Below are 26212 nucleotides of genomic sequence, written 5' to 3' on the forward strand. Positions count from 1 at the left end.
TCAATGACTTTTGCCAAACCGCCTAAAGCTCAGTAAATTCAGCAAAGTTCAGGGTTTTGGGGGTTAGAGGCATGCTCCACAGATCCCTCAAGCTGGCAAGGGATCGCTATGATTTCAGCATAGTCTGAATCCTTCTGGGGGAGGGCTGGTTGGGTTGTCCGGATCCCTCCAACGCCAGACGACTAGAATAGGAAGCAGATTTGCCTATTCCCAGCAGCATCACCCACTCAGCAGGGCCGTCTTTTTCCTTATGCTAGACGCTTTACTGGTCATGATCTTCATGTTGGCGGGAGCTGGCCTCGGGTTTTATGGCCTGGATCTGCTCCCTCCTGCCGCCATTCAGGGGGCCAATGTGGAAGGAGCCCGTGTCGTCACCAGCGGCTTTGGCCTGCTGGCAGGGCTGGCTCTGGGATCCCTGGTGCGCTGGAGCTACCGTCGCTTTGAGGCCAATGTGCGCTCCTTGCCGCCGGACGTGTTGATCAGCCGCTCGGTGGGGTTGGTGATCGGCTTGGTGATTGCCAATCTGGCCATGGCTCCTGTCTACTTGCTGCCCCTGCCCCCCCAACTCAATAGGTTCCTCGAGCCGCTGGCTTCGGTCTTTTTCAGCTTGGCCTTTGCTTACCTGGGGGTCAGCCTGGCCGATACCCACGGCCCCTCGCTGCTGCGGCTGTTTAACCCCAACTATGCTTTACAAGCAGCCCTCTGGGCGGAGGGCAATGTGGTGGCTGCCAGCGCCAAGGTTTTGGACACCAGCTCCATCATCGATGGCCGAGTGGCCCAGTTGATCGAGACGGGCTTCTTGGAAGGAACCCTGGTGGTTCCTCGCTTTGTGCTGACGGAATTGCAAACCATCGCCGACAAGGCCGATGCCCAAAAACGAGAGCGGGGCCGCAAAGGTTTGGATACGCTGCAGGCTCTACGAGAAGCCTACCCCGATCGTTTCGTCATTCACGAAGCCAACTATCCGGATCTGAGCACTGTGGACGAAAAGCTGGTGCGCCTCACCCAAACCGTGGGGGGAACGCTGCTCACCACCGATTACAACCTGAAGAAGGTGGCGGCTCTGCAGGGGGTCAAGGTGCTGAATGTGAATGAGTTGGCCGAGGCGCTGCGGCCTCTCTACGTTGCCGGCGATAGCTTTGATATCAAGATCACCCGCGAAGGAAAAGAGCCAGGTCAAGGGGTGGGCTACTTGGAAGACGGCACCATGGTGGTGGTGGAAGAAGGGCAGCGCTCTGTGGGCAAAACCCGCTCTGTAGTTGTGACCAGCGCCATTCAAACCTCAGCAGGCCGCATGATCTTCGCCCGCCTCAACAAGGATCCTGCCCCACTAACCCGCCCGGCCTCTGATCCCGCCAGCCCGGCTTCCTCTGGAAAAACCTGAGTTTTGGCCTGTGTTCCCCTAACGCAATGGTGGTCTCCTCCCCCATGGGTGTGCTCCGACCCACTCCGATGTTCTACACGCAGGATCGCCAGAGGCGCTTCTGGAGTTTTTACTGGGAAGATGCCGAGAAGTACGGCATCCACCCTCAGCACATCGTGAGCGGACAGCAAGTTTGGGAGGTGACCAACGCCGGGGAGTATGAGGCTAAGCTCAACCAGGTGTTTGCAAGCGGGGATCCCCTCTCCTACGAATGCCAGGTGCTCTCGCCCCGCTACAAGTTGCATCTCCATCTTTCGCTCAACCCTGTACGGGACACGGAAGGGGAGGTGGCGGCGATTTCGGTGGTGGGCAAGTTGCTGGGGGCCACGCCTTTTGCGCTGGCCGGAGGAGCCAGCAGCCCCAACAGCCAGCCCCATCCTGTCCTGGCCGACCCGGTACAGGGGATCACGACGCAGTTGGTGCGCAACATCCGGCATTCCCTCGATATCCGGCAACTGTGCCAGCAGACCGTGGAGCAGTTGGGGCAACTGTTTGGGGTAGACCGCTGCCTAATGGCCCTCTACGAGGTGGGGCAGGACTCCCTCACGGTCAATGCCGAGTATCGCTGCCACCCTGGGGATCCCTCCCTCCTCAACCAGACCCTGCGGCTGGCAGATTACCCCCATTTGCTACAGGCCCTCAGACAGGAAGAGCCGGTGGAGGCAGGGCGACATCTGGCCATTGCCATGTCTTACCAGGGCTATGCCAACAGCTTGCTCTGGCTGGAAGTATTGGATCTGAACAGGGTTCCTGTTTGGCAGCCAAGCCATATTCAGGTGCTCCAGAGCATTGCCACCTACCTGGGCGCAGCCATTGCCCACGCCATTTTGCTGGATCAAAGTCGCCAACTGGCAACCCGCTTGCAGTTAGCCAACCAGACGCTGCGCCAGAAAAATAAGGAGCTGGAGCAGGCCCGTGCCCAAGCAGAATCGGCCAACCAGCTCAAAAGCCAATTCTTGGCTAACACCTCCCACGAGCTGCGCACCCCTCTCAACGGGATCATCGGCTTTATCAAGCTGGTGCTGGACGGGATGGCCGAAAACCGCGAAGAGGAGCTGGACTTCTTGCAGGAGGCCTATCGCTCTGCCCTGCACCTGTTGGCCCTGATCAACGATGTGCTGGATATTGCCAAGATCGAGGCGGGCAAAATGCAGTTGGAGTTCCAGCCCTGCGACCTGCGAGCCTTGTTTAAGGATGTGGAGGCCAAGACCAGCTTGCAGGCCAGCCAGAAGGGCTTACAACTGAGCTTTCACTTGCCCAACACTGCAGATCAGATTTTGCTCTTGGGAGATTATCAGCGTCTGTTGCAGGTGATGCTCAATTTGGTGGGGAATGCCATCAAGTTTACCCCCAAGGGCTCGGTAACCGTGCGAGCGGATATCCTGCCCGGCAACCCGGGTTTGGCCCGCATCCGCGTCATCGACACAGGGATCGGGGTATCGCTGGAAAAGCAGCAGAAGCTGTTTCAGGCTTTCACGCAGGTGGATGGTTCCACCACCCGCCAATATGGAGGAACCGGCTTGGGCCTGGCCATCAGCCAACGCCTGGTGGAGGCGATGGGAGGGGAGATCAATTTCTACAGCTTGGGCGAAGGGCTGGGATCCACCGTCACCTTTACGGTGCCCCTCTACCGCAAGCCGCTCCTGAGCGGGGATCCGAACCCAGAGGCAATCCCTGTCAAGCCAGAGAAACCTGAGGATGCGGATCCCAACTTGATTTCTGTTCCCAACTCAGCCAAGCGATGACCCACCCGGCAATTGCTCCTGCAACCCCTCTGGGTACCGCTCGGTTGCCCTATCCTCGTAAACGGTTTGGTCAGCATTGGCTCAAGGATCCCGCTGTTCACGAGGCGATTGTGCGGGCTGCCCAGTTGAATGATCTAGAGGGAGACGCGGATCCCACTTGGGTGCTGGAGATCGGCCCCGGCACCGGCCAACTGACGCGGCGATTGCTGGCCCAGGGTGTCCAGGTGGTGGCGGTGGAGATCGACCGGGATCTGTGCCGACTGCTGCAAAAACGGTTCGCCGGCCAACCCCGTTTTCACCTGCTGGAGGGAGATTTTCTCCGCCTGCCGCTGCCTCCTCAACCCCGCCTGCTGGTGGCCAATATCCCCTACAACCTGACCGGCCCCATTTTGGAAAAGGTGCTCGGATCCCCAGCCCAGCCAGTTCGGCAATTCGAGCGCATTGTCCTTCTGGTGCAAAAAGAGCTGGCAGAGCGCCTTCAGGCAAGCCCCGGCAGCAAAGCCTATGGTGCCCTCAGCCTGCGGACGCGCTACTTGGCCGATTGCGAGCTGATCTGCAGGGTGCCCCCAACCGCTTTCAAGCCAGCCCCCAAGGTGGAATCTGCCGTGATTCGCCTCACCCCCCGCCCCGCCCCCACCCCCGCCCGGGATCCCCGCTGGTTTCACCAACTCCTCCGGCAGGGGTTCTCCACCCGTCGCAAGAAGCTCGTCAATGCCCTGGGAAGCTTGGTGGAGCGAGAGGTGGTCGCAGCAGCTTTGGCTCAGCTCCGCCTCAACCCCGATGCCCGCGCCGAAGAGCTGGATCTGCCCCACTGGCTGGCCTTGAGCGATCTGTTGCTGGAGAAAGCGCCCAAAAGGGCTGTTGTTCCTCAAGAGGAGCAGGAACCAGGGTAGGGTAAGAGAGGGAAGCTCAGTTGGATGGATCTCAAAATCCTCTGAGTTTTTTTGCACTCCCCTCCCAATTTGTTTTGGATCCCCTTCGCCAATGCAGGTGCATCCATGCAAAGCAACCAAGGCAAGCAAATCCTCTTGACCGGCGGCACAGGCGGGCTGGGTTTGGGGGTGGTTCCCGTGGTGCTGGCCAGCGGCGCAGAGCTGACCTTGACCTATCGCCAAGAGAAAGATCTTGCCATTTTGCGGGAGCGCCTGCCGGCCAATGCTCTGGATCGGGTTCGCTTTGTGCAAGTGGATTTAACAGATGAGGCGGCGGTTGCCCGCGTCATTGCCGACCTACCCCGCGTGGATGGGCTGATCCACCTGGTGGGGGGCTTTGCCATGGGCCCCACCCACGAGTACAGCTTGGCGGACTGGTATCGCGACTTCGACCTCAACCTCACCACCACATTCCTGACCTGCAAGCACAGCCTGCGCAGAATGTGGCAACAGGGCTATGGGAGGATTGTAACGGTGGGATCCCGAGGAGCGGTGGAGCCGGGCCCGCAATTGGCCGCCTACTGCGCTTCCAAAGCGGGGGTGGTGGCCCTGACCCGCACCATTGCCGCCGAAACCCAAGGCACCGACATCACGGCCAACGTCATCCTGCCCAGCATCATCGACACGCCGGCCAACCGAGCTGCCATGGGATCCGAGCGAGCCAAGCTGTGGGTCAAGCCAGAGTCCATCGGGCAGGTGATCGCCTTTTTGGTCTCAGAAGCAGCGCGGGATCTGCGAGGGGCGGTGATCCCGGTGTATGGCAACGTCTAGGCAACTGGTTGACCAAGCCATGAGCCGCCATTCATGATACAGAATATGCACTTATCCCTATCCAGTTCTTTTCCATGCTGAAGCGATTATTCTTGGGTGGTTTGCGCCGGCAAATCGGTCGCATTGAGGTGGCAGGGGCCATTGATGGCAAAACTCGCGAGCGGGTTCTCAAGGCCCTGAAAGAGGTGGAAGAAAACCAGATCCCTGCTGTGGTGCTGCGCATCGACAGTCCAGGCGGGACGGTGGCCGACTCCCAAGAAATCTACAATGCCCTCTTGCGTTTGCGGGAGAAAAAGGGCACCCGTATTGTCGCCAGCTTTGGCAACATTGCCGCCTCTGGGGGGGTTTATATTGCCATGGGAGCCGAAAAAATTGTCGCCAACCCAGGAACGATCACCGGTAGCATTGGCGTGATCATTCGAGGCAATAATATCGAACGCCTCCTGGATAAGGTGGGGATTTCATTTAAGGTGATTAAGTCTGGCCCCTACAAAGATATTCTCTCGTTTGATCGCGAGCTAACCCCGGAAGAGCGAAACATCCTGCAAGAATTGATCGACATTACCTACGGCCAGTTTGTGCAGACGGTTGCCGCTGCCCGCAAGTTAAGTTTGAATGTGGTCAAAACTTTTGCCGATGGTCGCATTTTCAGCGGAGAGCAGGCCCTTCACTTGGGTGTGGTGGATCGCTTGGGCACAGAGGAAGATGCCCGCCTTTGGGCGGCAGAGCTGGCCGGTTTGCCGACGGATGCGAAGTTCTACGACCTGCTCCCCCGGCGCAGAGGTTGGTCTCGGTTTTTGCCGGCAGCAGAAGCCTTGGCCCGTCTGCAGTTTGAAGTGAGCACCTCGGGCTTGCCCCTGTGGCTTTACCAAAAAAACTGGGTCTAAAGCCCCGCCCTAGGGCCTACGGCCCGCTGACGCGACTAGGGCGGCTTTGTGCTGTGCTACCCGCAGCGGCAGGGTAGTCAACCGCTTTAAAAACCCAACAGTCTCACGACTGGATACAGCCTCAATAGGCTTTGTAGTTGTTCTTTGCAACGGTACCTTTGGGCAAAAGGGAACCGCCCTGGATGCCAGCACGCGCGTAGCGCTTGGGGAAACGCCTGGGGAGACGAGCACCGCTGCCGTAGAGGGGCAACCCGATACGGTAAGTGCTGTCGCAGAACCAGGAACCAGAATCTCCTGCCTTTGGGCAGGGGAGTATGTCAACCGTACAGCCCAGCGAGTCAGAGCCGTTGATGGGTGTGGGGGTGCTGTTTGATGTTGTCGGCATCCTTTACCTCTACAACTGCATTGAGGATCCGTCGCGGCTCAACGCTGTGATTGAGCCTGAACACCCCCCGCTCTGGAGTGCAGGTTTGGTGTAAGGGGATGTGGCGAAACTGGGGCTTGTTGCGATAGGTGCGGGCCGCTGCTTGCACCCGTTCCACGAAGTTTTCCCCCAACAGCACCCCCGGCGGGAAAACATCGGTGGGCAAGGTGGGGATCCCGTTGTTCACGATCTCGGCGTAGGTTGTGGCGTAGAGGAGAACATAGGAAGTGCTGCGGCGTTCTTGGGCTAGGCAGTCCAAATCGGCAGCAGGCACCGGCTCGGCCACCAAAACCTCTACCAGGCGACCTTCCTGATCCTGCTGGAAGCAAGTGGCCACTCCCAGCACCACGTACTCCAGTCCTTGCACTGGGCTGGAGCCAAGGTGAGTTTGAGCAGTATCCGACATCGATGCCGATCTCCAAGCGGGGGAGCGAACTTTCACGGCTCCGGCAGGCGCCAAGATCCCTCAAGCCGGGCGCAGTTCTCACCATAGCAACAATTTTTGCGTCGGGCAGCGGGAGCTGTTGCAAGATAGAAGGCGGATCCCAGCCTAGCTCTCTGTGAAGGATGACAGGGGCAGCATTTGGCTACAGGGATCCAAAATTTGCTTTACTGTAGCGAAGCGGGGTCAGTACTGCCCGAGGGGAGCAAGGGGTTGGGTTCCAGGCACCTTTGGCAACCCTTGATTCATCATTATTGATTCATCATTATCTAGGAAATACTTGCTCTAAGGATCCGACCATGGCGGATGGCGAATACAGACCAGGCTTGGAAGGCGTTCCGGCCACACGCTCCAACATTAGTTTTGTGGATGGCCAGGCGGGGATCCTGGAATATCGGGGCATCCCCATCGAGGAATTGACCGCCCACAGTACCTTTCTGGAGACAGCCTACTTGCTGATCTTTGGAAAGCTGCCGACCCAATCGGAGCTGGACAACTTTGATCAGGCAATCCGCAGTCATCGACGGGTGAAATACCGCATCCGCGACATGATCAAGTCGTTTCCGGAGTCGGGCCACCCGATGGATGCTCTGCAAACCTGTGTGGCGGGCTTGGGGCTGTTTTACCCGCTGCGGGAGATGGATCCCGACTATGTATTCGGCACCGTCACCCGCTTGCTCTCCAAGCTGCCGACCATGGTGGCCATGTTCCACCAGATGCGACAGGGCAATGATCCCATTCCCCCGGACGATAGTCTGGATCACGCTTCCAACTTTCTGTACATGCTCTCGGGCAAGAAGCCGGATCCCTGGTTGGCCCGCATTTTTGACATCTGCCTGATCCTGCACGCCGAGCACACGGTCAATGCCTCCACGTTTGCCCTTCTGGTGAGCGCTTCCACGCTGGCTAACCCTTACAGCAGCCTGGCCACGGCGGTGGGTACCCTTTCGGGGCTGTTGCACGGGGGGGCCAACCAACAGGTGATGATGCTGCTGCGGCAAATTGGCTCGGTGGAAAATGTGCGCTCGTTTATCGAGGAGAAACTGGCCAAAAAACAGCGCATCATGGGCATGGGGCACCGAGTCTACAAGGTGAAGGATCCACGGGCCACCATCCTGCAGCGGCTGGCTGAGGAGCTGTTTGAGCGCTACGGCCACGACAAGTACTACGACATTGCCCTGGAAGTGGAACGGGTGTGCGAGGAGTTGCTAGGGCCGAAGGGGATCTACCCGAATGTGGACTTCTACTCAGGGTTGGTCTACGCCAAGCTGGGGATCCCAGAAGATTTGTTTACACCGGTGTTTGCCATTGCCCGAGCGGCGGGTTGGCTGGCCCATTGGCGGGAGCAGTTGTCCGATAATCGGCTTTTCCGACCCACCCAGGTGTACACAGGTGAACGCCAGCAACGCTACATCCCTATAGAAGAGCGGGGTTGAGAGCCGTTTGACAGGGCGCTGGGCCGGGATCCAAACTCAGTAAGGCCCAAATTGTGCGTGAGGCGGTGTGTTGAGCCTTTTAGACTCTCCCCTTTGGCGAGACGGGTTCACCCTGTTTCTGAGCCTTGTGGTGCAGGCAATGCCATTTTTGCTGCTAGGGGTGTTTCTATCGGGGCTGCTGGCGGTGTTTGTCGAGGGATCCCAGTTGGCCCGTTTCCTGCCCAAAGGCAAAATCGGCAGCGCGGTGGCCGGTGGCGCTTTGGGATTCTTTTTCCCGGTGTGCGAGTGCGGCAACCTGCCGGTGGCCCGTCAACTGGTGATCAAAGGGATCCCACCCCACGTGGCGGTGGCCTTTCTGTTGGCGGCGCCGGTGTTTAACCCGGTGGTGATCTTTTCCACTTGGATTGCCTTTCGCTCCATGCCGGAGCTGGTGATCTACCGAGTTCTCTTTTCCTTCGGCATTGCGGTTGTCGTCGGCTTGATCTTCAGCCTGCAAAAGGATTTCCAGCCTCTGTTGCAGCCGTCAGTCTGGCGGGAGCTGCAGCGCAATTGCTCCCAAGAAGCTGATCCGAAGAACATCTCCCGCTCGCCGTTGTTGCAGGGGGGCACCTTCTGGATTGGATCCCAGAGCCCTGCTCAAGGGGCCTCTGGCGGATCCCTGGCCACTTTACAAACGGCTGAAGATGTGTATCGCTCTGCTCTGGCCGCTGCGCCTTCTCCCTCCAGGGGACAAAAAGGAGTTCTCCTGCTGCAGACCTGGGCCAGGGAGATCCGCGAATTGGGATCCGTGCTCATCTTGGGCTCGGCGATGGCGGCCCTGATTCAAACGGTGATCCCGCGTTCGTTTGTGCTGGATTATGGCCAAGATGCATTGCTCTCAATCCTGATCATGATGGCCCTGGCCGGGATCATCTCCATCTGCTCGACGGTGGATGCCTTTTTCGCCCTCTCCTTTGCCGCCACCTTCACGCCGGGATCCCTGTTGGCTTTTATGGTGTTTGGGCCGATAGTAGACTTGAAAGCCATAGGCTTGATGCTCACTCTGTTCAAGCCCCGCGCCATTTTCTACTTCGTGATCTTGGTCTTTCAGCTTACTCTGGTGGGAGCTTTAGCCATCAACTACTATGGCAGTTAAAGCGTTTGTTTGAACCTTTCTCCACAGGGACACCCTCTCCATCCACTCTCCGTCAAATATTCGTCAAATATAGTTGCTTCAGTTTAGGGTAAGACGCCTGGGCTATTGAGAACAGCCTTCTGGCTCGGTGCACCCTAGGTGTGGGTGCAGTGTCCTGCTTTAAATCGAAATGACTATAGAAAGAGTTGCCTGGATAAGGTTTGTCACTAGAGGACTCTGCTCCCAGACGGTTGAGAACTCAGGTGTTACAGGTTTTATTGTAGTAAACTCAAGAAGGACGTAGTCTGGATTTCATAATTATCGCGACCCTATTTTTCAGCAGGACAAAGCTATGAGCAATCTATACTCGACAGACTTTAACTTGTGGATTGACCGAACAACCCGGCTATTGCGGGAAAGGCGCTGGCATGAAATTGACCTAACACACTTAATTGAAGAGGTTGAGAATTTGGGTAAGAGCGAACGACGAGGGATTACCAGTCAATTAACTCGCCTTCTGCTGCATCTACTCAAGTGGCAATATCAACCTCAGCGCCGTTCAGATAGCTGGCTAGATTCCATTACAGATGCGCGAACCCAAATCGGATTGGCCATAGAAGATAGCCCTAGCCTAAAAGGTTATCTGGTAGAGCAACTTGAAGAGAGTTATCAACGGGCGCGCCGCCAAGCAGCCAGGCAAACGGGGATAGAAATCTCGACATTTCCAGATGTCTGTCCCTACTCTCCAGAGTTGGTGCTTGCAGAGGACTGGCTGCCGGAAGTTTGACAGTCCACACCACAAAGCATTTAACGGTGGACAGCATTCCCACAGTACTGACTGTAGAGCTTTGGACTGGTGTTGTCCTGCCCAGACAATCCATCAGGGATTAAACATGGGCAATACAGATAGACCAAGGCCAATTGCTGTGCTACTGTTGCTATTCCTCAAGCAGAGGCGCGCTCCTGCCAGGTGCGCATCTTGCCCGGATTAAGCAACCCATAGGGATCCACTTCTTCTTTGAAACGAATCTGGCGCGGATCCATCACTTTGCGCCCGCCGTCTTCGATGATGAAAGTGTGGGGGTTGGCAATAAATACTCCCTGCTCTTCGTGGTAGCGCATGATCTCGTTTAGACGCTCTTCGGTGGTAAAGCGGACAATTTGCAGGCCGACAGGGGTAGCTTGCCCGTTGATGCGAATCCACTCCAGGTGCATCAGCACTTCGTCGCCAAAATACTCGTACATGTGCTGCACCAGCTTCAGCTCCCGATCGGCGGGAAAAGCCGATTGTAAATAAGTCAGGCTGGGATCCACGCTGCGGCAGTGCAAAGTGGTGTGGTTCCAAGAAAATTCCCCCAGCGAGATCCCCTTGCTGGCCTCCTGGGCCGTTTTGTTGTAAACCACTTGGCCCCCATGTTCCCGGACAAGCTCCAACAGCGGCTCCAGGCTGCATTCGGCCACCATCAACAGGGCCACAGCGGATCCCTCTGGCAGATAGCCCCGCAGCGGCGCAAAGTAGCTGGGGATCGGCCAAGCGTGCAGGCTGACCAATTTCTTGAGGATCCCATCGGCATCTCCCAGGGCTTGGCCAAAATGGGCACAGGGCATAAAGCCCACTTCAGGGGAAAAGGCCACCACCAGCTCCGCCCAAGGATAAGCAGGCGCCAGCGGGATCTCCACCTCGGTGATGATCCCATTGAGGCCCCAGGCATGGCTTACTTTGAATACCTCATCTCCCCGCAGCTCCAGCACCTGGGGCTCTTCCTCCAGGGTGACCACCCGCAGCCCCAAGATGTTGCCCCGATCCCGCAGTTGGCCGTAGGTCACAGAGCCAATGCCGCCGCTGCCGCCGGCAATGAACCCCCCGATGGTGGCCGTGCGATAGGTGGAAGGAGCCATGCGGATCTCCCAGCCCATCTCCCGGGTGTGTTTGTCGATGGCCATCAACTTGGCCCCCGCCTGCACCCGCGCCAAGCCCGGCTTTGCCCAAAGCAACTGGTTGAGCTTGCCCATGTCCAGGATCACACCCCCGGCCAGCGGGATACATTGGCCGTAATTACCGGTACCGGCACCGCGCACCGTAACCGGGATCCGCAGCCTGGCACAGGCCGCTGCCACCCGCATCACCTCGGCCTCATCGGCGGGGCGCACCACCAAATCTCCCCGCTTGTCGCTCAGTTGTCGGCTCAGCACGGGGCTGTAGTGGTAAAAATCCAACGACAACTTGGCCACCTGAGCCGGATCAGTGATGATCTCAATACCCTCTAAGTCAGAACGCAAAGCCTGCAGCTTGTCAGGAGCGGCAGCGATCATAGGTATCCGTATTTGGGTGCAACGGTTCTTCAGACTCCATCATCGGCAGAAATTGCCTGCAAAAGGGTTTGCCGAGAACAGTATGGGAAGGATCCCTGTCCGGCCAGGTCGATTAGCCGAAGCGGCCCTCCACATAATCTCTTGTGGCTTGCTTGGTGGGGCTGTTGAAGATGACTTCAGTTCTGTCAAATTCAATCAGCTCGCCCACACGGTTGGATCCCACCAGCTCCACGCTGAAGAAAGCCGTCATATCCGAGACGCGGCTGGCCTGCTGCATGTTGTGGGTGACGATGATGATGGTATATTCCTCCTCCAGCTCCTTCATCAGCTCTTCGATACGGCGGGTGGAAATGGGATCCAGTGCCGAACAGGGCTCATCCATCAAAATCACATCCGGCTGTACCGCCAGAGCGCGGGCAATACACAAGCGCTGCTGCTGCCCTCCCGACAGCGACTGACCATTTTCTTTCAACTTGTCTTTGACTTCATCCCAGAGGGCAGCCCGTTTCAGCGAGGTTTCCACCACCTCGTCCAAGTCTACCTTCATCCCCAGCACCCGCGGGCCGTAGGCCACGTTGTCGTAAATGCTTTTGGGGAAGGGATTGGGTTTTTGGAAGACCATGCCGATACGCCGCCGCACCGCCACCGGATCGACCTCTTTGGCGTAGAGATCCTTGCCGTGGTAGGTGAGCTTGCCCTCTACACGAGCACCGGGGATCAAATCGTTGGTGCGGTTAAAACAGCGCAGAATCGTGCTTTTGCCACAGCCGGAAGGGCCGATAAACGCAGTAATCTGTCGGGCTGGGATGTCCAGAGTAACATTTTTTACCGCCAGATTGGAGCCATAGTAGACATTCAGGTTCTCGGTCCTGAAAACGTAAGAGGTCTGGTTAAGAGATTGAGTTTGCATGGCAGCACTCACAAAAAGAGCTAGAGTTCGACGAAGAGTTCGATTCAAGACTTTGTTGAGAATCCTCAGGCTATTTCCTGGTCTTGTACACCAAAAAGCGAGCGATCAAGCTGGCCGCCAAAACAATGGCTAACAAAACCAAAGCGCCCGCCCAAGCCAGCTCCTGCTGCACCCTGTAGGGAATGATGGAGAAAAAGTAGACCATCACCGGCAAGGTAGCCACCGGGCCAAAGAGATCAGTAGACCAGAAATTGTTGTTGAAGGCGGTAAAGAGCAGAGGTGCAGCCTCGCCTGCCGCTCGGGCCAAAGCCAGGATTAGCCCGGTTACGATGGCCGGTGCCGCTGCCGGCAAAACAACGCGCATTGTGGTCTGAAAGCGATTTGAGCCCAGGCCAAGGGAAGCCAAGCGCATGTCGGGCGAAACCAGCAGCAACGCCTCCTCGGTGGAGCGGATGACAATCGGCAGCATCAGCACGCCAAAAGCCACCCCTCCCGAGAAAGCCGAAAAGCCGGATCCCCTCACCACCACAGCATAGGCAAACAGGCCGCAGAGAATGGCCGGTACCCCCGTGAGCACATTGCAGGAAAACTTAACCAGATAAGCCAAGCGGGTGCCGCGACCGAATTCAGACAAGTACACTGCCGCCAAGATGCCGAAGGGAAAGCTCAAAGCCGCCCCCGTAGCCAGCACCATTAAATTGCCGACAATTGCGTGACCAAAGCCCCCTTCCGCCAGGCCAGGGGCAGGGTAGCGGGTCTGGGTGAGGACATCCCAATTTATCCGCTGGATGCCTTCCTTGCCCACATCCCACAGCACCCAAGATAGGGAAGCTATGATCACCGCCACAAAGAGGCCACTCAGCAGGGTTAGGACAATGCCTGTGTAATTGCGGACAGGGGCAATGGCGGCACGAGTAATGTCGATGTCAACCTTCTCAGGGGCAAGCTGTGCTGAGTCGGACATGATAACAGTGCTCCTTTATCTTCTTTCTGCTTCCCAAGTTACTGCTCCAAGTTTCGAAACTTGCGGATGATGATCTCGGCAACAATGTTGACCAATAACGTCAGCACCATCAGCACCACGCCGGCATACATGAGAGCCGAAACCTGCAAGCGTCCTGCCTCGCCAAACTGAGAGGCAATCAAGCCGGTAATGGTGGATCCCGGCTGCATTAGGGAGATATTGATGCGGTTGGCGTTGCCGGAAAGCATGGCCGCTACCATGGTCTCTCCCAGGGCCCGCCCCAGCGCCAGCATGATCGAGCTGACAATGCCCGACAGGCCGGCAGGGATCATCACCGTTAAGAGGGTCTCCCAGCGGGTTGCCCCCAGAGCCAAAGCGCCCTCTTTTAGGCTGCGTGGCAGAGATTCAAGGGTACTGCGGGTAATGGAGATGATGATGGGAGAGATCATGATCCCCAGCACCACAGCCACTATCAACAAGCTGGGCCCCCGCGGAGCCGGGCCACCCAAGAAAGGGATCCAACCCAGCGTCTGGTTAATGGCTCGAAAGATGGGCCGCACTGCTGGAATCAGCACAAAGATCCCCCACAGCCCCAGCACCACACTGGGAGTGGCCACGATCAGCTCAACGGCAAAGCCAATCGGCTCCGTTACCCACTTGGGGGCAAAACCTTCCGTCAGGAAGATGGCAGTGCCAATGCCCAGAGGGATGGCAAAAATCAAAGCCACCAGAGAGGTTACCAAACTGCCATAAATCTGTGGTAGCACCCCGTAGATGTTTTCCACCGGGTTCCAGCGGGCAGTAACCAGGAAGCCCAAGCCAAACTGCTGAATCGCCGGCAGAGCCGCTTCGGTGGTTTGAAGAATCACCCAGATGAGGATAATGCCGGCAAACCCTGCCAAGGCCAGCGTCAGGCGGACAAAGCCCACATCAACAGCCCGAGACAGGCTCGCCTTTTTCTCAATGTCAACATCGATATCCGGGTTTGGTGGTGAACCATAACCCGTAGCCGCTGAAGTCATAGCCTCTCTCCCATGATCATCTTCGGTTCAAAATCTTTCCTAAAAATCCCACCGTGCAAGGTAAGCCCAGCAGCCGACCGAGAAAGCCTCATCTGCCTCCTCAGCCGGCCACCAGCTCCACTCTAGTGGAGTTCAGGCTGCAACCCAGTCATCGCACCGCCTTGGGGTTAACGGTGATGGCATCCAGCTCTGCAAAGATCCGCTGGATAGCCGCCTCAGGCATAGGGATGTAGTCCAGCTCCTTGGTGATGGCTTGACCCTCTGGCCCCTGGGTCCACTTCAGAGCCTCCACCAGCTTGGTCAGCTTCTGCTGATCGGGATACTCGCGGTACAGCATCACCCAGAACAAGCCCACGATTGGGTAGTCATTTGGCCCTTCAGGGTCGGGCACCAACAGCGCAAAGTCATCAGGAATGGGAGCATCAAGCGCCGAGGTAGCTGCCTCAGTCGAGAACCCAACAATGTTGCCCGCTTTGTTTTCCAAGCGAGCAGTGGTCATCTTTTCCAGCTTGGCATAGGACTGGTTCACGTAGCCAATTGCCCCTGGCTCCTGCTTGATGGTGGCGGCTACGCCCTCATTCCCTTGGGCTCCAATGCCAACAGGCCACTCGACAGAAGTACCAGCACCGGCTGTCCAATTAGGGCAAACAGTTCTGATGTGGTTGGTGAACACAAAGGTAGTCCCAGAACCATCAGAGCGGTGTACCCAGGTGATGTCCAGGGGTGGCAGCTTGTTTGCTATACCTGGGTTCTCGGCCTTGATGCGAATGTCGTCCCAGCGAGTGATCTCGCCGGTCACGATGCCGCAGTAGGTTTTCCGCTTCAGGATGAGCTCTCCGCCTTCAATGCCGGGCAGGTTATAGGCAAACTCGATGGACCCTCCCGCCAGAGGCAACTGTAGGGGCTCATAGCCGTATTTAGCTCGGAAGCTTTCCAGGCGAGCACCGGAGAAAGGCGCCTCGGAAGCGCCGAAGTCCACAGTGCCATTGATCACCTGCTCTAGGCCAGCACCACTACCGACAGACTGATAGCTGACTTGCACAGCGGGGTCTACGGTGCGGTTGTAGGCGTCAAACCAACGTTGCAGCAAAGGAGCCGCAAAGGTCGCGCCCGCCCCGGAGATTTGCACGGTTTGGGCTTGAGCCGAGGTCGCTGTTAGAAATCCTACTGTTAGAGCGGTGAGGGAGAAAGCAGAAAGCAGGGTTCGCATAGGTAATATCTGTGGCGAATCAACATCTTCAACCCTATAACCTCAAAGTTAACAGAGGGATATCTAAAGGTTAACTTTGGGTTAAGTCAAGAGAAAAAATCGATATTTTTTGAGTATACTGACTCGTTTCCAAACCTCGATTTTCCATCTGGTGGTCTTGGCCAGTTTGGATTTCAGCAAAATCAGGATCCTGGAGCCCAGGATCCGCGAAAAGGCTTATACTGCTGAACTTCTATCTCATTTGACAACCAATCAAACGGACACAACTTGAATAAGAGCTAAGCTTAGACGGCTGCAAAAAAACTCGATCCAGATCCAAGATGTGTAAAATTTGAGACAAAGATGTTGCTCACCTCTCGGCAAGCTTGGACATGATTTCAGCAGGGCGGGAAAAGCCCCGCCCAGAGATTCTTTCGGCTTTTGGCAGAGAGAATTGGTTAGAAGATAGACTCCAACCTTCTAGACGTGGGGCAGCTCTACATGTTCCCCGAGCAGAGAAAGATCTGGGCTCTAAGCTGGGATCCGCCCGCCCCCCATGAGGTACAGCAGAGCCATACGCACCGCCACGCCGTGGGTGACCTGCTGCTCAATCAGGTTCAAGCTGGGATCCTCCATCACCTCGGAGCTGAGTTCCACACCGCGATTGACCGGGCCGGGGTGTAAAACCCTCACCTCTGGGTGGCACAGGCGCAGCCGCTGCCGCGTGAGGCCGAAAAGGTGGTGGTATTCCTGCAGGCTGGGGAGAAGGAACTCGCCCATGCGCTCCTGTTGCAGGCGCAAGGTGATGACAAAACGCGCCCCTTCTAGGGCAGGCTCTAGCTGCCAATGGATAGGGAGCGTGTGGCCGGGTACAAACTGGGCAAAATCTTTGGGCAACAGGGTGGGAGGGCCGGCTAAGTGAACCTCAGCTCCGGCGGCCACCAGGGCATAGATATCGGAGCGGGCCACTCGCGAGTGGAGAATATCGCCGACAATGGCGATTTTGATCCCTTGCAGCAACTCCAGACGGGGACGCCGGGGATCCAGATGGCTGCAGAGGGTAAACAAGTCCAGCAGGCCTTGAGTGGGATGTTCGTGCAGGCCATCCCCGGCATTGAGAACGCCCACAGGGGATCCGCGGCGGTCGATCTCGGCAGCTAATTGTTGGGGCACTCCTGCCTGGGCATGGCGAACGATTAAGAGATCGGATCCCATGGCCAGAAAGGTGCGGGCCGTATCCAAAAGCGTCTCCCCCTTGCCCAAGGAAGAAGTGCCTGGGGAAAAGTTGAGCACATCTGCCGAAAGGCGCTTGGCCGCCAGCTCAAAACTGGTACGGGTGCGGGTGGAAGGCTCGAAGAACAGCGTCACCACCACCTTCCCCTGCAAGGTGGGCACCTTGGGCAACCGCCGCGTCAACACCTCCTGGAAACTGGCGCTGGTCTGCAAAACCATCTGGTATTCTTCGGGAGTAAAATCCGCCAAGCCCAGGACATGTTGCCGCTGCCAAGCCATAGGGGATCCTCAAATGCCCAGGCGGGCAAAGATCTCGTCTAGGTGAGTTAGGTGGCGCTGGGGATCAAAGCAGTCCTGCAGTTCTGCCTCGCTCAGGTGAGCCATCACCCGGGGATCCGCCAGCAGATTGGCGCGGAAATCCCCGCCGGGCTGGTTCCAGGCGCGGTGAGCATTTTCCTGCACCAGGCGGTAGGCTTCCTCGCGGCTAAGGCCCTTCTCCACCAAAGCCAGCAGCACCTGCTGGCTGAAGATGACGCCGCCGTAGAGGTTGAGATTGCGCTCCATGTTGCGAGCGTGAACCTGCAGCTGGCCCACCAGCTCCGCCATGTTGACCAACAGATAGTGGCAGAGGATGGAGGCATCCGGCAGGATGACCCGCTCTACGGAGCTGTGGGAGATGTCCCGCTCATGCCAAAGGGGAATGTTTTCTAGGGCCGAGACGGCATACCCGCGCAGGAGACGGGCCAGCCCCGTCAGTTGTTCCGCCTTGATGGGGTTGCGCTTGTGGGGCATGGCAGAGGATCCCTTTTGGCCGGGGGCAAAGTACTCCTCAGCCTCCAGTACCTCTGTTCGCTGCAGGTGGCGGATTTCAGTAGCAAAGCGCTCCAGCGAAGAGCCAATCAAAGCCAAAGTCTGCACATATTCCGCATGGCGATCCCGGGAAATGACCTGTGTCGAGGCTGTATCGGGCTTCAGGCCCAGGCGAGCGCAGGCCAACTGCTCCACCTGGGGAGGCACGTTGGCGTAGGTGCCCACGGCGCCAGAGATCTTGCCCACCGCCACCACTTCCCGCAGGCGAGCTAGGCGCTCTTGGTGGCGCAGGCACTCGGCCAGCCACCCTGCCAGCTTAAAGCCAAAGGTAATCGGCTCGGCGTGAACACCGTGGGTGCGGCCGATCATGAGGGTGTAGCGGTGCTGCCGAGCTTGGTCGCGGATAGCAGCGATGAGGTCGGCCAGGCGAGCTTGCAAGATCTCCACCGAGGCCACAAGCTGCAGGGCCAGAGCGGTATCCAACACGTCCGAGCTGGTCAGGCCCAGGTGGATGTAGCGCCCTGCCTCGCCCACGTGCTCGTTGAGGTTGGTTAAGAAGGCAATAACATCGTGCTTCACTTCCGCCTCAATTTCCAAAACCCGCGCCGGGTCAAAGGCGGCTTTGGCTCTGATCTCCTGCAGGGCTTCTTGCGGGATCCGCCCCAGCTCCGCTTGCGCTTCACAGACAGCCAGCTCCACCTGCAGCCAGGTCTGGAGCTTGTGGGCAGTGGACCAAATCTGGCCCATTTCGGGCAGAGTGTAGCGCTCGATCAAGGTGCCTTTTCCGTCGGTACAGTAGGATGAGCTAGGCTATTTTAGCCTTTGGCGTCCCCCCTCGAGGAAAAGCCGCTGGGGGATCCCTGCGGGCTTGGCTTGCGGTGTCGAAGGAGCAGCAAGGAGTTTGCAGATGACCGTCGGAGCTGTGCCAACTCAGGGAAAAAGAGCTTGGACAGCCGAAGAATTCATGGCGTTGTCCAGGGAGGGACATCGCTACGAGATTGTTGATGGGAAGCCAATTGATATGGGAAGCGCGGGGGCACTCCATGGTTATGTCTGCAGCCTCCTATTGGCAGCTTTGACCCCCTACGTTTTGTCCAACAAGCTGGGGATCGTTTTAGATTCCAGCACTGCTTTTAAGATGAAGAGTGGAAATTGGCGCTCCCCTGACATCTCTTTTTTTGCTAAAGAACGCTTGCAGGGCATGGCTGAACTGCCCACAGGATTTTTGGAAGGCGCTCCAGATCTGGCTGTTGAAGTGCTTTCCCCCCGCAATACGGTTGAAGAAATTCATGACAAGCTGGTGGAGTACTTTGAAAATGGCAGCCGCCTGGTTTGGCTGGTTCACCCCAGCGAGCACTACGTCCTGGTGTATCGCAGCTCTCAAGAGCCTGACCGCCTCCTGAAATCGGTTGATCTTCTAGAAGGTGAAGAGGTTATTCCAGGATTTGCCCTGCCGGTGGCTCATCTATTCCAGAAGCTTTCCTTGTAACATCCCCCCGCCCTCACTCTAGCCAATAGAGCTTGGGCCTCCCAACCTTGCCATTGGGCATTCCTGCCCCGCGTCACAGAACGACTTGGCAGAGGAGTCGGTATCTCGACCCTGACTTTCCCGCCAGAGCGCGGAACTTGTAGCTCCCCGCACCCCTTGCAAGTTAAGTGCAGGGGGTTGCCCCTCTCGCCGACGGTCTATATTGAACTAGTTCGGGATCCGAAGAGGACGTCATTAGCGGTGCGGAGCACAATCAAGTGTCGATGGGGAAGGATAGCTCTGATAGGTTTCTTGGCAGCATTCCTCGCTCCTGCCCCTGCCATCTCTTTGCCTGCCTTCCCACCTCCTCCTGAGAAGACCTCGGCCCCAAACACCGCTTCCGAGTTCAACTGGCAGGGATCCCTCAAGTTGCTGCGGGGGGATCCCGTGGCTGCCCTGTCGGATCTGGATCGGGCGGTGCAGTTGGATCCCACCTATGCGCCGGCCTATGTGAACCGCAGCTACGTCTACAACCAGTTGCGCCAGCCGGAAGAAGCTCTGGCCGATGCGGAGCGGGCCATTCAGTTGAATGCAGGGATCCCAGAAGCCTACTTTAGCCGCGGGGTGGCCTATCTTCAGTTGGGGGATCGAGAAGCGGCGATGGCTGACTTTCGCCAGGCGTTGGCTCTCTTCTCCAAGAGTGGCAACTTTGCCGACCAGGCCACCCTGCAGCAACTGCTGCGCCAGTTGGGGGTGGATTAGCCTTGAGTCTTTAGAGACTTGCGTTCTCCCAACCACTCTGATAAGGAAACTTCCTGAGCTTGCAGCCCAAAGACCTGACAAAAGGACTTCACCACCACCGGGGCCACTGCCGCCATCGTTACTCGGGGACAAAACTGAACCAGGGATCCCACCGGGCGATCAGGGATCCCACAGGGCACGATGGCCTCGAAGGCAGCTAGATCCGGGCAGACGTTGAGGGCAAAGCCGTGGTAGGTCACCCAGCGGGAGACCTTGATGCCGATGGCCGCCACTTTGCGGCCCTGCACCCAAACCCCTGTGAGGCCAGGGATCCGCTCCCCCCGCAGGCCAAAGTGGGCCACAGTTTCAATAAGCACCTGCTCCAGTTGGCGCAGGTACCAGTGGAGATCCAGACGGTGGTGCCTGAGGTTGAGGATCGCATAACCAACCCACTGGCCTGGCCCGTGGTAAGTGACTTCGCCGCCGCGCTCTACCCGCAGGATTTCTGGCCCTTGTCCAGAGAGGAATTCTGGGCGGGCAGCTGGGGATCCTATCGGCTGAGAAAGGCTCTTGAGAAACTTGGGATCGGCTCCTGCCCCCAAGGTGTAAACCGCAGGATGGGTGAGCAGCAGTAATCCGTCCGGCAACTGGGGATCCCGGATCATATGGGCCAGTCTTGCCTGCTGCCAAGCCCAGGCAGTGCGGTAGGGCACTTCACCCGGCAGGTGAACCTGCAGAAGCGGCAGTTGCACGGGGGATCCAGAAAAGTTCACCTAGCTTACAGGTTTAGTTAACCTGCGCCCGCAACCGCTCCAACAGGGCCCGCGGCTGCAACAGCCCCTCAATGCGGTCAATCGGCTTCCCATCTTTGAAGAGGATCAGCGTTGGCACCGCTTGAATGCCCCAGCGAGCAGCGATGGTTGGGTACTTTTCGGTGTCAACCTTCACAAAAGTAACCGCATCCCCCACCTGAGGTTTTACCTGCTCCAACACTTGCGCCATAACCTGACAAGGGCCGCACCAGGAAGCATAAAAATCCACCAGGATCGGGGTTTTGGATCCCTGAATCATGTCGGCAAAACTTTTGAATTGCTGTTTGTGCGCCATAGGAAACTCCCAGAGTGTTCTGAAAAGCCTGAGATGAAATCTATTTGTAAGCTAACTGTTTGAGATTAAAAATTGGTGTGGAGATCTCGCCGCAGCCTGCTTCGGTTTCCCGGTAGGATGGCTAGGGTTCAGGAGAAGAGCTAGAGCGTACCTGTAGTCTAGGGTGTTGTGGTGGACAAAGGGGCAGACTTTAGCAGGGCTTAAGCACTTGTCTTTTTTTGAGGAGTGGGATCCCGATGGCAACAAGTAGCAGCATGGTGAATCGTGGCGTGTTGGCCACAGTGCTGGCCGGGGTAGGACTCAGCCTATGGGGGGCTTGGCGTTGGCTGTGGGATCCCTGGGGCTGGGCTCAGGTAGTGGCCGGGTTGCTGCTGAGTTTGGGCAGCTTGCTCTACTGGCTCAAGACCCGCCCCGCCGATCACCTGGTGGTGGAGCCCAAGGGCTGGGGCATAGGCCGCCACACCCCCGAGCACTGGGTCATTCAAGCGGAGTTTGTGGCTCGCAACCTCAACCCCCTTTTGGAAGTCACCTTGGCCCAGGTGGAGCCGCGACTGCATTTGCTCAGCGCCGGATCCCTAGAAGGCATTGACACCCGCCTACGCCTGCGCTCTCGCCATCCGGATCTTCCCCCCCGGCAAGACAACTACTGGCAGGCTTATATCCTCACCCCCCAGAGTCAGACTGGCCTAGAAGTCGAGATCGAGCTGAAGGGGAAAGGGCTAGCGGATCTGCGCTCTGCCTGGCTGGAGTTGGACTACATTCAGTACGGGCGGCAGCGGCGCACCCTCAAGACCAGCCACCTCATCCTGCCGTTGCAAGAGGTGGATCCCTTGCCGGAGCTGAACTGGCAGAAGCAGGGATCCCTCCTTTGGGCCGCCGTTCCCACCCATCTGCTGACCCCCAGCGATGACTTGGCCGAGGTGCTGCAGCGGTACGTGAGCCCTCACGTCCAGCCTGGGGATGTGGTGGCTATTTCCGAGAGTGCCGTGGCCATTGTGCAGGGCAACTTTCGCCATCCTCTCCAAGTCCAACCCGGCTGGCTGGCCCGCACCCTGTGCTACTTCTTCCCCTCCAAGACCAGTCTTTCAAGCTGCTACGGGATGCAGACTTTGATCGACTGCTCCGGGGCCTGGCGGGTGGTGTGGGCTTTTGTGGTGGGATCCCTGGCCAAGCTGCTGGGGATCTCTGGGGTGTTTTATGCCCTGGCGGGGGAGCAGGCCGATCTCATCGACGACGTTACTGGCACCCTGCCTCCCTATGACCAGTTCATCGTGCTGGGGCCGCGGGATCCGGCCAAGTTGGTGGGGGATCTGCATCGGCAGACGGGCTACGAAGTGGCCATCGTGGATGCCAACGACCTGGGAGAGGTGAAGCTCCTGGCCGCCACCTCCGGGGTGCAGGGATCCCTGGTGAAGCAGGCGCTGCGCAAAAACCCCGCCGGCAATGCCGCTGAACAAACCCCCCTTGTGCTGATCAGGAAGATGACACCTGACTGAGGCTCTGCTGGGATCCGAGGGCTTGCATCGCCTGGTGAGTGGAGAGGAAGAAGCGCTCAGCGCCCACTTTCTCCACAAACCCAGCCTTTTGGAGGCGATCCATTACCGGCCCCTTCACCTCGGCCATGGCAAAGCCCACCCCTGCCTGCTGCAAACGTTCCACCAGCTGGGTCAGCACTTCCAAAGCGCTGCCGTCGATGAAGTTGATGGCGCTGGCAACGAGCAGCACCTGCTCCACTGTGGGTCGCGCCGCCACCTCTCGCAGCAGATACTCCTGCAAGTAGGCTGCGTTGGCAAAAAACAGGCTCTCGTCCACCCGCACTGCCAAGATACGGGGATCGGTAATCACCTCATGGCGCTGCACGTTGCGGTAGTGCTCCGTACCGGGCACCTGACCCACGATGGCAATGTGAGGACGGCTAGCCCGCCAAAGAAAGAGCAGGATGGAGACTAACACCCCTATTCCGATCCCCTGCTCCACTCCGATCCCCAGCACACTGGCAAAGGTTACCAACCAAACCAGGGCATCGCCACGGTCGTAGCGCCAGCTTTGCAGCAGGGGGTGAAAATCCACCAGGGCCAGCACCGCCACCAGAACAATGGCCGCCAGGGTGGTCTGGGGCAAGAAGGTGAACAGGGGCATCAGCCAGATGACCGTCAAAGCCACCAACAGGCCGGTGATTAGGGAGGCCAGGCCACTGTTGGCGCCTGCTTGAAAGTTCACCACCGACCGGCTGATGCCTCCCGTTACCGGATAGCCGCCACTGCAGGCTGCTGCCAAGTTGGCTGCCCCCAAAGCCACCAGATCTTGGTTGGGATCCACCTTCTGCCGCCGCTGGCTGGCCAAGGACTGCCCCACGGCATAGCTCTCCGTGAAGCCCACCAAGCTAATGGCCAAGGCGGTGGGCAGAAGCGCTGTCCACTGTCCCCAGCTCAACGAGGGAAAGCCCAAGGGGGGCAACCCGGAAGGAATGGAGCCAACAACGGATACCCCTGCCCTCTCCGAGAGGTTTAGGCCCCAGACCAACAGGCTGGTCACGAGCACAGCCGCTAGCGGTGCCCCCTTGGTCAAAATCAAGGCCCAACCTGGAGGCACACCCCAACGCCGCAGTTGGTGGGGCAACTTTCGCTGAGCGTACACCAGCAGGGATACGGCCAGCAGCCCCAAGCCAAAGGTTACCCAGTTTACCTTATCCAGGCTCTGCCACAGCCGCTGCACCAACAGCAAGAAGGACTCCGTATTGGCGATCTTGACCCCCAGGAGGTGGCGGAGCTGGCTGAAGCCGATGATCAAGGCCGCCGCGCTGCCAAAGGCAGTCACCACCGTGTGGCTTAAGAAATTGGCCAAAAACCCCAGCCGCAACAACCCCATCGCCCCTTGAATCAAACCCACTTCCAAGGCCAGGCCTAAAGCCAACTGCCCGTACTCTGGGCTGCCCGGCAAGGACTCCGTCCCGCTGACGCGACCGGCCAGCGGCTCCAACCCCGCCGCCACCAACAGGGAGATGATGGCCACCGGCCCCACCGCCAGGGCACGGCTGGATCCCAGTAGTCCATAGACGATCACCGGCAAAATACTGGCGTACAGGCCCACTTGGGGGGGCAACCCGGCCAACAGGGCATAGGCCATGCTCTGGGGCACCAACAGAATGGCCACCACAAGGCCGGCGATCAGATCTCCCGGCAAATCTGATCGCTGATAGTGGAATACCCAAAGAGACTCCTTAGCAAAGGGCAGGTACCGCGCCAGGATCCCTTGCCCCGAAGAGGAAGCAGAAGGGATCCCACTCATAGCGCCTGACCTCGGTTCCAGGGCATGCGAGCCAAGAGCAGAGCCATGCCACAGGTGTTGGTTACACCCGCAAACACCAGCCCGGCGCCCACGAAGCCACTCAGCAGCAGCCACCAGGGGTTGACAAAGGCCCCCAGAAGGGTTCCGGTGAGCACCAGGGATCCCGCCGCAATCTGCACCTGCCGCATGATGGAGATGGGCGCATTTTGGGTGCGGGTAACAGGCAGCTTAGCCGCTTTCCAAGCCTCGATCCCGCCCTTGAGGCTAATCACCTCCGGCCAGCCGCGGTCTAGCAACTGGCAACCGGCGCGGATGGAGCGGCTGCCCATGCGGCACTGCAACACCACCGGCTTTTCTGGCGTAGAGGCGGGCACTTTGGCCGGGTCAAAGGTAGATAGGGGCATGTTGATGGCCCCCGGGATCCGCTCATCGGCATATTCTCCCGGCTCCCGCACATCAATGAGCTGGACTCGCCCCTGATCCAGCCACTGTTTTAAGGTCAGGGCATCGATCTCCTTGAGACGGGGATCCCGTTCTTGCGAAGCGGAAGGGATAGGGTTTTGTTGGGTTACGGTCATGGTTGTCTCCTTGCTTTTGGCGTTGTCTAAAATGCAAAATGCAGCGATTTTTGGGATTAATCCCCCTCCTCAAGCAAATGACTGGGCTCACCGGGGTAAAACCGGCTATCCAGGATTTGCTCTGAGGAATAAGGGCAGGTTTTGGGGAAAATCTTTCTGGGCAGCTTGGTCTCCTCCAGGGCCAGCTTCAGCGCTCCCAAGTAAGACTTGGAGATGGCCTCTGGCAAATAGGGCTTGAGACTTGGGCTTTCTTCAAGAAGCTCCAGAACTTCCTGCCGCTGCAGCTGGAGGGTGAGGAGCCGGCTTGCGGATCTCCCCTCTGGCTGGTACTCCCACTTGAGGAGATGCCCAACCAAAACTGCAAGTCGGTTTCGCAGTTCCTGCCGCTGTTGCCTGCCCAACGATTCAATCTCCTCGACTAAATTGGGCAGATCCAGCTTCTCCCAGGCCCGATCCCGCAGAAATTGAGCTTGTTGCTGGATCCAAGCGTAGAAATCGCTCTCATAGAGACTTTCTCGATCCACGCTCAAACTCTCCATTTCTGGCAAGCCAATTGAGAGAAGGTTACCCAGAGCAGCGGGCCCTCACCATCGGAGTTTCACATGGGCTCCCCAGCCGGCGGGGGCTTACCCTGCACCTCGCTGCCCAGAAGGAATTAAACCGCTGCTGCCACTTGGCCGCACTGCTCGTTGGCCGGCACCGCTTCCTGGATCTTCTTGGGCTGGGGCAGGTTGAGGCTGTTCATCAGGGCAATGAAGCTCTCACGGGAACGCAGGTTGCCCGTTTCCAGATCCACAAAGCGCGGGTTCCAGCGCTTCTCCTCGCCAATGGTGGAGACGGTGTGCCCGCGATAGTCGTGGCCGGGGTAGACCAAAGTCTCGTCGGGCAGCGTAAACAAGTGCTGGGTAACATGGTCGTACATCAGGCCGGGATCCCCGCTTTGGAAATCCGTGCGCCCACAGCCGCGGATCAGCAGGGCATCTCCGGTAAGGACGCGATCCCCATTCACGCGGTAGGTCATGTGGCTGTCGGTGTGGCCCAGGGTAGCGATGGCTTCAATGACGACGGATCCCACTTGCAGCGTTTCCCCATGACCGATGAAACGATCTGCACATTGAGCCTTGGCCTGTACTGGCACCACCCCTTGGCAACCGGTCAGTTCCCGCAGCTTCCCGGTTCCCGTAATGTGATCCGCGTGAACGTGGGTTTCCAGGCAGTACTTCAAGGTTAGACCCAATTCCCGAATCAGCTTCAAATCCCGCTCCACCTGCTCCAGCACTGGATCCACCAGGGCGGCCTCGCGAGTTGCCGGATCCGCGATTAAATAGGTGTAGGTGCTTGTTTCTGCGTCGAACAGTTGGCGAAATAGCATAGTGCCCTCCTGTCTGGTATCGAAAGCCCGACGTGAACTTGGA

25 protein-coding genes are annotated in these 26212 nt (G+C 58.1%); 11 read left to right on the forward strand and 14 right to left on the reverse strand.

Annotated features, from left to right (window positions below):
• Positions 1 to 250: 250 nt before the first annotated feature.
• From NW842_RS06140 to sppA, 5 genes are all read left to right on the forward strand, one after another.
• Positions 251 to 1384: a PIN/TRAM domain-containing protein gene (locus NW842_RS06140; protein WP_414373535.1), complete on the forward strand. Its 1134-nt coding sequence runs from the start codon at positions 251 to 253 to the stop codon at positions 1382 to 1384.
• Positions 1385 to 1428: 44 nt separating this feature from the next.
• On the forward strand, positions 1429 to 3168 hold the full coding sequence (locus NW842_RS06145) for a sensor histidine kinase (protein ID WP_414373533.1): 1740 nt from the start codon (positions 1429 to 1431) through the stop codon (positions 3166 to 3168).
• Positions 3165 to 4061: a 16S rRNA (adenine(1518)-N(6)/adenine(1519)-N(6))-dimethyltransferase RsmA gene (gene rsmA, locus NW842_RS06150; RefSeq protein ID WP_414373532.1), complete on the forward strand. Its 897-nt coding sequence runs from the start codon at positions 3165 to 3167 to the stop codon at positions 4059 to 4061. The genes NW842_RS06145 and rsmA overlap by 4 nt, the downstream gene beginning before the upstream one ends.
• Before the next feature lie 105 nt (positions 4062 to 4166).
• Positions 4167 to 4871, forward strand: a complete 705-nt coding sequence (gene fabG / locus NW842_RS06155; RefSeq protein ID WP_414373529.1) for a 3-oxoacyl-ACP reductase FabG — start codon at positions 4167 to 4169, stop codon at positions 4869 to 4871.
• Positions 4872 to 4945: 74 nt separating this feature from the next.
• Entirely contained in the window at positions 4946 to 5758 is an 813-nt protein-coding gene (gene sppA, locus NW842_RS06160; RefSeq protein ID WP_414355892.1) for a signal peptide peptidase SppA, read from the forward strand.
• A 338-nt stretch (positions 5759 to 6096) separates the two neighbouring features.
• Here sppA and NW842_RS06165 read toward each other — a convergent pair whose 3' ends face one another.
• Positions 6097 to 6588, reverse strand: coding sequence for a hypothetical protein (locus NW842_RS06165; RefSeq protein ID WP_414355894.1), 492 nt, complete (start codon positions 6586 to 6588; stop codon positions 6097 to 6099).
• Between the two features lie 335 nt (positions 6589 to 6923).
• On the opposite strand from NW842_RS06165, the gene NW842_RS06170 reads away from it, so the two are divergent.
• The 3 genes from NW842_RS06170 to NW842_RS06180 all read left to right on the forward strand — a co-directional run bounded on the left by NW842_RS06170 (position 6924) and on the right by NW842_RS06180 (position 9961).
• Positions 6924 to 8060 (forward strand): citrate synthase, encoded by a 1137-nt coding sequence (locus NW842_RS06170; RefSeq protein ID WP_414330694.1) that lies wholly within the window; start codon positions 6924 to 6926, stop codon positions 8058 to 8060.
• A gap of 67 nt (positions 8061 to 8127) precedes the next feature.
• The gene (locus tag NW842_RS06175) at positions 8128 to 9195 is read left to right on the forward strand and encodes a permease (RefSeq protein WP_414341727.1); all 1068 of its coding nucleotides are present in this window, start codon (positions 8128 to 8130) and stop codon (positions 9193 to 9195) included.
• Between the two features lie 331 nt (positions 9196 to 9526).
• Positions 9527 to 9961, forward strand: coding sequence for a DUF29 domain-containing protein (locus tag NW842_RS06180; protein WP_011433505.1), 435 nt, complete (start codon positions 9527 to 9529; stop codon positions 9959 to 9961).
• Between the two features lie 158 nt (positions 9962 to 10119).
• Here NW842_RS06180 and NW842_RS06185 read toward each other — a convergent pair whose 3' ends face one another.
• From NW842_RS06185 to purB, 7 genes are all read right to left on the reverse strand, one after another.
• Positions 10120 to 11487, reverse strand: a complete 1368-nt coding sequence (locus NW842_RS06185; RefSeq protein WP_414417680.1) for an FAD-binding oxidoreductase — start codon at positions 11485 to 11487, stop codon at positions 10120 to 10122.
• A 112-nt stretch (positions 11488 to 11599) separates the two neighbouring features.
• Positions 11600 to 12397 carry a phosphate ABC transporter ATP-binding protein PstB gene (pstB, locus tag NW842_RS06190; RefSeq protein WP_099883872.1) on the reverse strand — a complete coding sequence of 266 codons (798 nt, stop codon included), beginning with the start codon at positions 12395 to 12397 and terminating at the stop codon, positions 11600 to 11602.
• A 70-nt stretch (positions 12398 to 12467) separates the two neighbouring features.
• Entirely contained in the window at positions 12468 to 13361 is an 894-nt protein-coding gene (pstA, locus tag NW842_RS06195; RefSeq protein WP_414417681.1) for a phosphate ABC transporter permease PstA, read from the reverse strand.
• Positions 13362 to 13399: 38 nt separating this feature from the next.
• Complete coding sequence (gene pstC, locus NW842_RS06200; protein WP_414373526.1) at positions 13400 to 14383, reverse strand: phosphate ABC transporter permease subunit PstC; 984 nt, start codon at positions 14381 to 14383, stop codon at positions 13400 to 13402.
• A gap of 148 nt (positions 14384 to 14531) precedes the next feature.
• A complete protein-coding gene (pstS, locus tag NW842_RS06205) occupies positions 14532 to 15593 on the reverse strand; it encodes a phosphate ABC transporter substrate-binding protein PstS (protein WP_414373524.1) in 1062 nt (353 codons plus the stop codon).
• A 510-nt stretch (positions 15594 to 16103) separates the two neighbouring features.
• Positions 16104 to 17084 carry an aspartate carbamoyltransferase catalytic subunit gene (locus tag NW842_RS06210; protein WP_414417682.1) on the reverse strand — a complete coding sequence of 327 codons (981 nt, stop codon included), beginning with the start codon at positions 17082 to 17084 and terminating at the stop codon, positions 16104 to 16106.
• 9 nt (positions 17085 to 17093) lie between these two features.
• Entirely contained in the window at positions 17094 to 18389 is a 1296-nt protein-coding gene (gene purB / locus NW842_RS06215) for an adenylosuccinate lyase (protein ID WP_414417683.1), read from the reverse strand.
• 133 nt (positions 18390 to 18522) lie between these two features.
• Here purB and NW842_RS06220 point away from each other — a divergent pair, with 133 nt between their 5' ends.
• Together NW842_RS06220 and NW842_RS06225 are read left to right on the forward strand one after the other, a co-directional pair.
• Positions 18523 to 19104, forward strand: a complete 582-nt coding sequence (locus tag NW842_RS06220) for a Uma2 family endonuclease (RefSeq protein ID WP_011430559.1) — start codon at positions 18523 to 18525, stop codon at positions 19102 to 19104.
• Between the two features lie 291 nt (positions 19105 to 19395).
• Positions 19396 to 19845 (forward strand): tetratricopeptide repeat protein, encoded by a 450-nt coding sequence (locus NW842_RS06225; protein ID WP_414417684.1) that lies wholly within the window; start codon positions 19396 to 19398, stop codon positions 19843 to 19845.
• On the opposite strand, the gene lipB is transcribed toward NW842_RS06225, so the two are convergent.
• Positions 19842 to 20576, reverse strand: coding sequence for a lipoyl(octanoyl) transferase LipB (lipB, locus tag NW842_RS06230; protein WP_414417685.1), 735 nt, complete (start codon positions 20574 to 20576; stop codon positions 19842 to 19844). The genes NW842_RS06225 and lipB overlap by 4 nt on opposite strands.
• A gap of 34 nt (positions 20577 to 20610) precedes the next feature.
• Complete coding sequence (gene trxA, locus NW842_RS06235) at positions 20611 to 20931, reverse strand: thioredoxin (RefSeq protein WP_011433516.1); 321 nt, start codon at positions 20929 to 20931, stop codon at positions 20611 to 20613.
• Between the two features lie 236 nt (positions 20932 to 21167).
• On the opposite strand from trxA, the gene NW842_RS06240 reads away from it, so the two are divergent.
• Complete coding sequence (locus tag NW842_RS06240; protein WP_414417686.1) at positions 21168 to 22427, forward strand: hypothetical protein; 1260 nt, start codon at positions 21168 to 21170, stop codon at positions 22425 to 22427.
• Here the strand turns inward: NW842_RS06240 and NW842_RS06245 are convergent.
• The 4 genes from NW842_RS06245 to NW842_RS06260 form a co-directional block, all read right to left on the reverse strand.
• Positions 22405 to 24219 carry a SulP family inorganic anion transporter gene (locus tag NW842_RS06245; protein WP_414417687.1) on the reverse strand — a complete coding sequence of 605 codons (1815 nt, stop codon included), beginning with the start codon at positions 24217 to 24219 and terminating at the stop codon, positions 22405 to 22407. The two genes, NW842_RS06240 and NW842_RS06245, sit on opposite strands and share 23 nt — an antisense overlap.
• Positions 24216 to 24797, reverse strand: a complete 582-nt coding sequence (locus NW842_RS06250) for a rhodanese-like domain-containing protein (protein ID WP_414344471.1) — start codon at positions 24795 to 24797, stop codon at positions 24216 to 24218. Before NW842_RS06250 ends, NW842_RS06245 begins: the two co-directional genes overlap by 4 nt.
• Positions 24798 to 24853: 56 nt before the next feature.
• The gene (locus tag NW842_RS06255) at positions 24854 to 25336 is read right to left on the reverse strand and encodes a DUF29 domain-containing protein (RefSeq protein ID WP_414417688.1); all 483 of its coding nucleotides are present in this window, start codon (positions 25334 to 25336) and stop codon (positions 24854 to 24856) included.
• Between the two features lie 116 nt (positions 25337 to 25452).
• Positions 25453 to 26169, reverse strand: coding sequence for an MBL fold metallo-hydrolase (locus NW842_RS06260; RefSeq protein WP_414373504.1), 717 nt, complete (start codon positions 26167 to 26169; stop codon positions 25453 to 25455).
• Between the last annotated feature and the right edge of the window lie 43 nt (positions 26170 to 26212).

The sequence above is a fragment of the Synechococcus sp. R55.4 genome (genome assembly GCF_047461935.1).
In the GTDB taxonomy this organism is placed as follows: domain Bacteria; phylum Cyanobacteriota; class Cyanobacteriia; order Thermostichales; family Thermostichaceae; genus Thermostichus.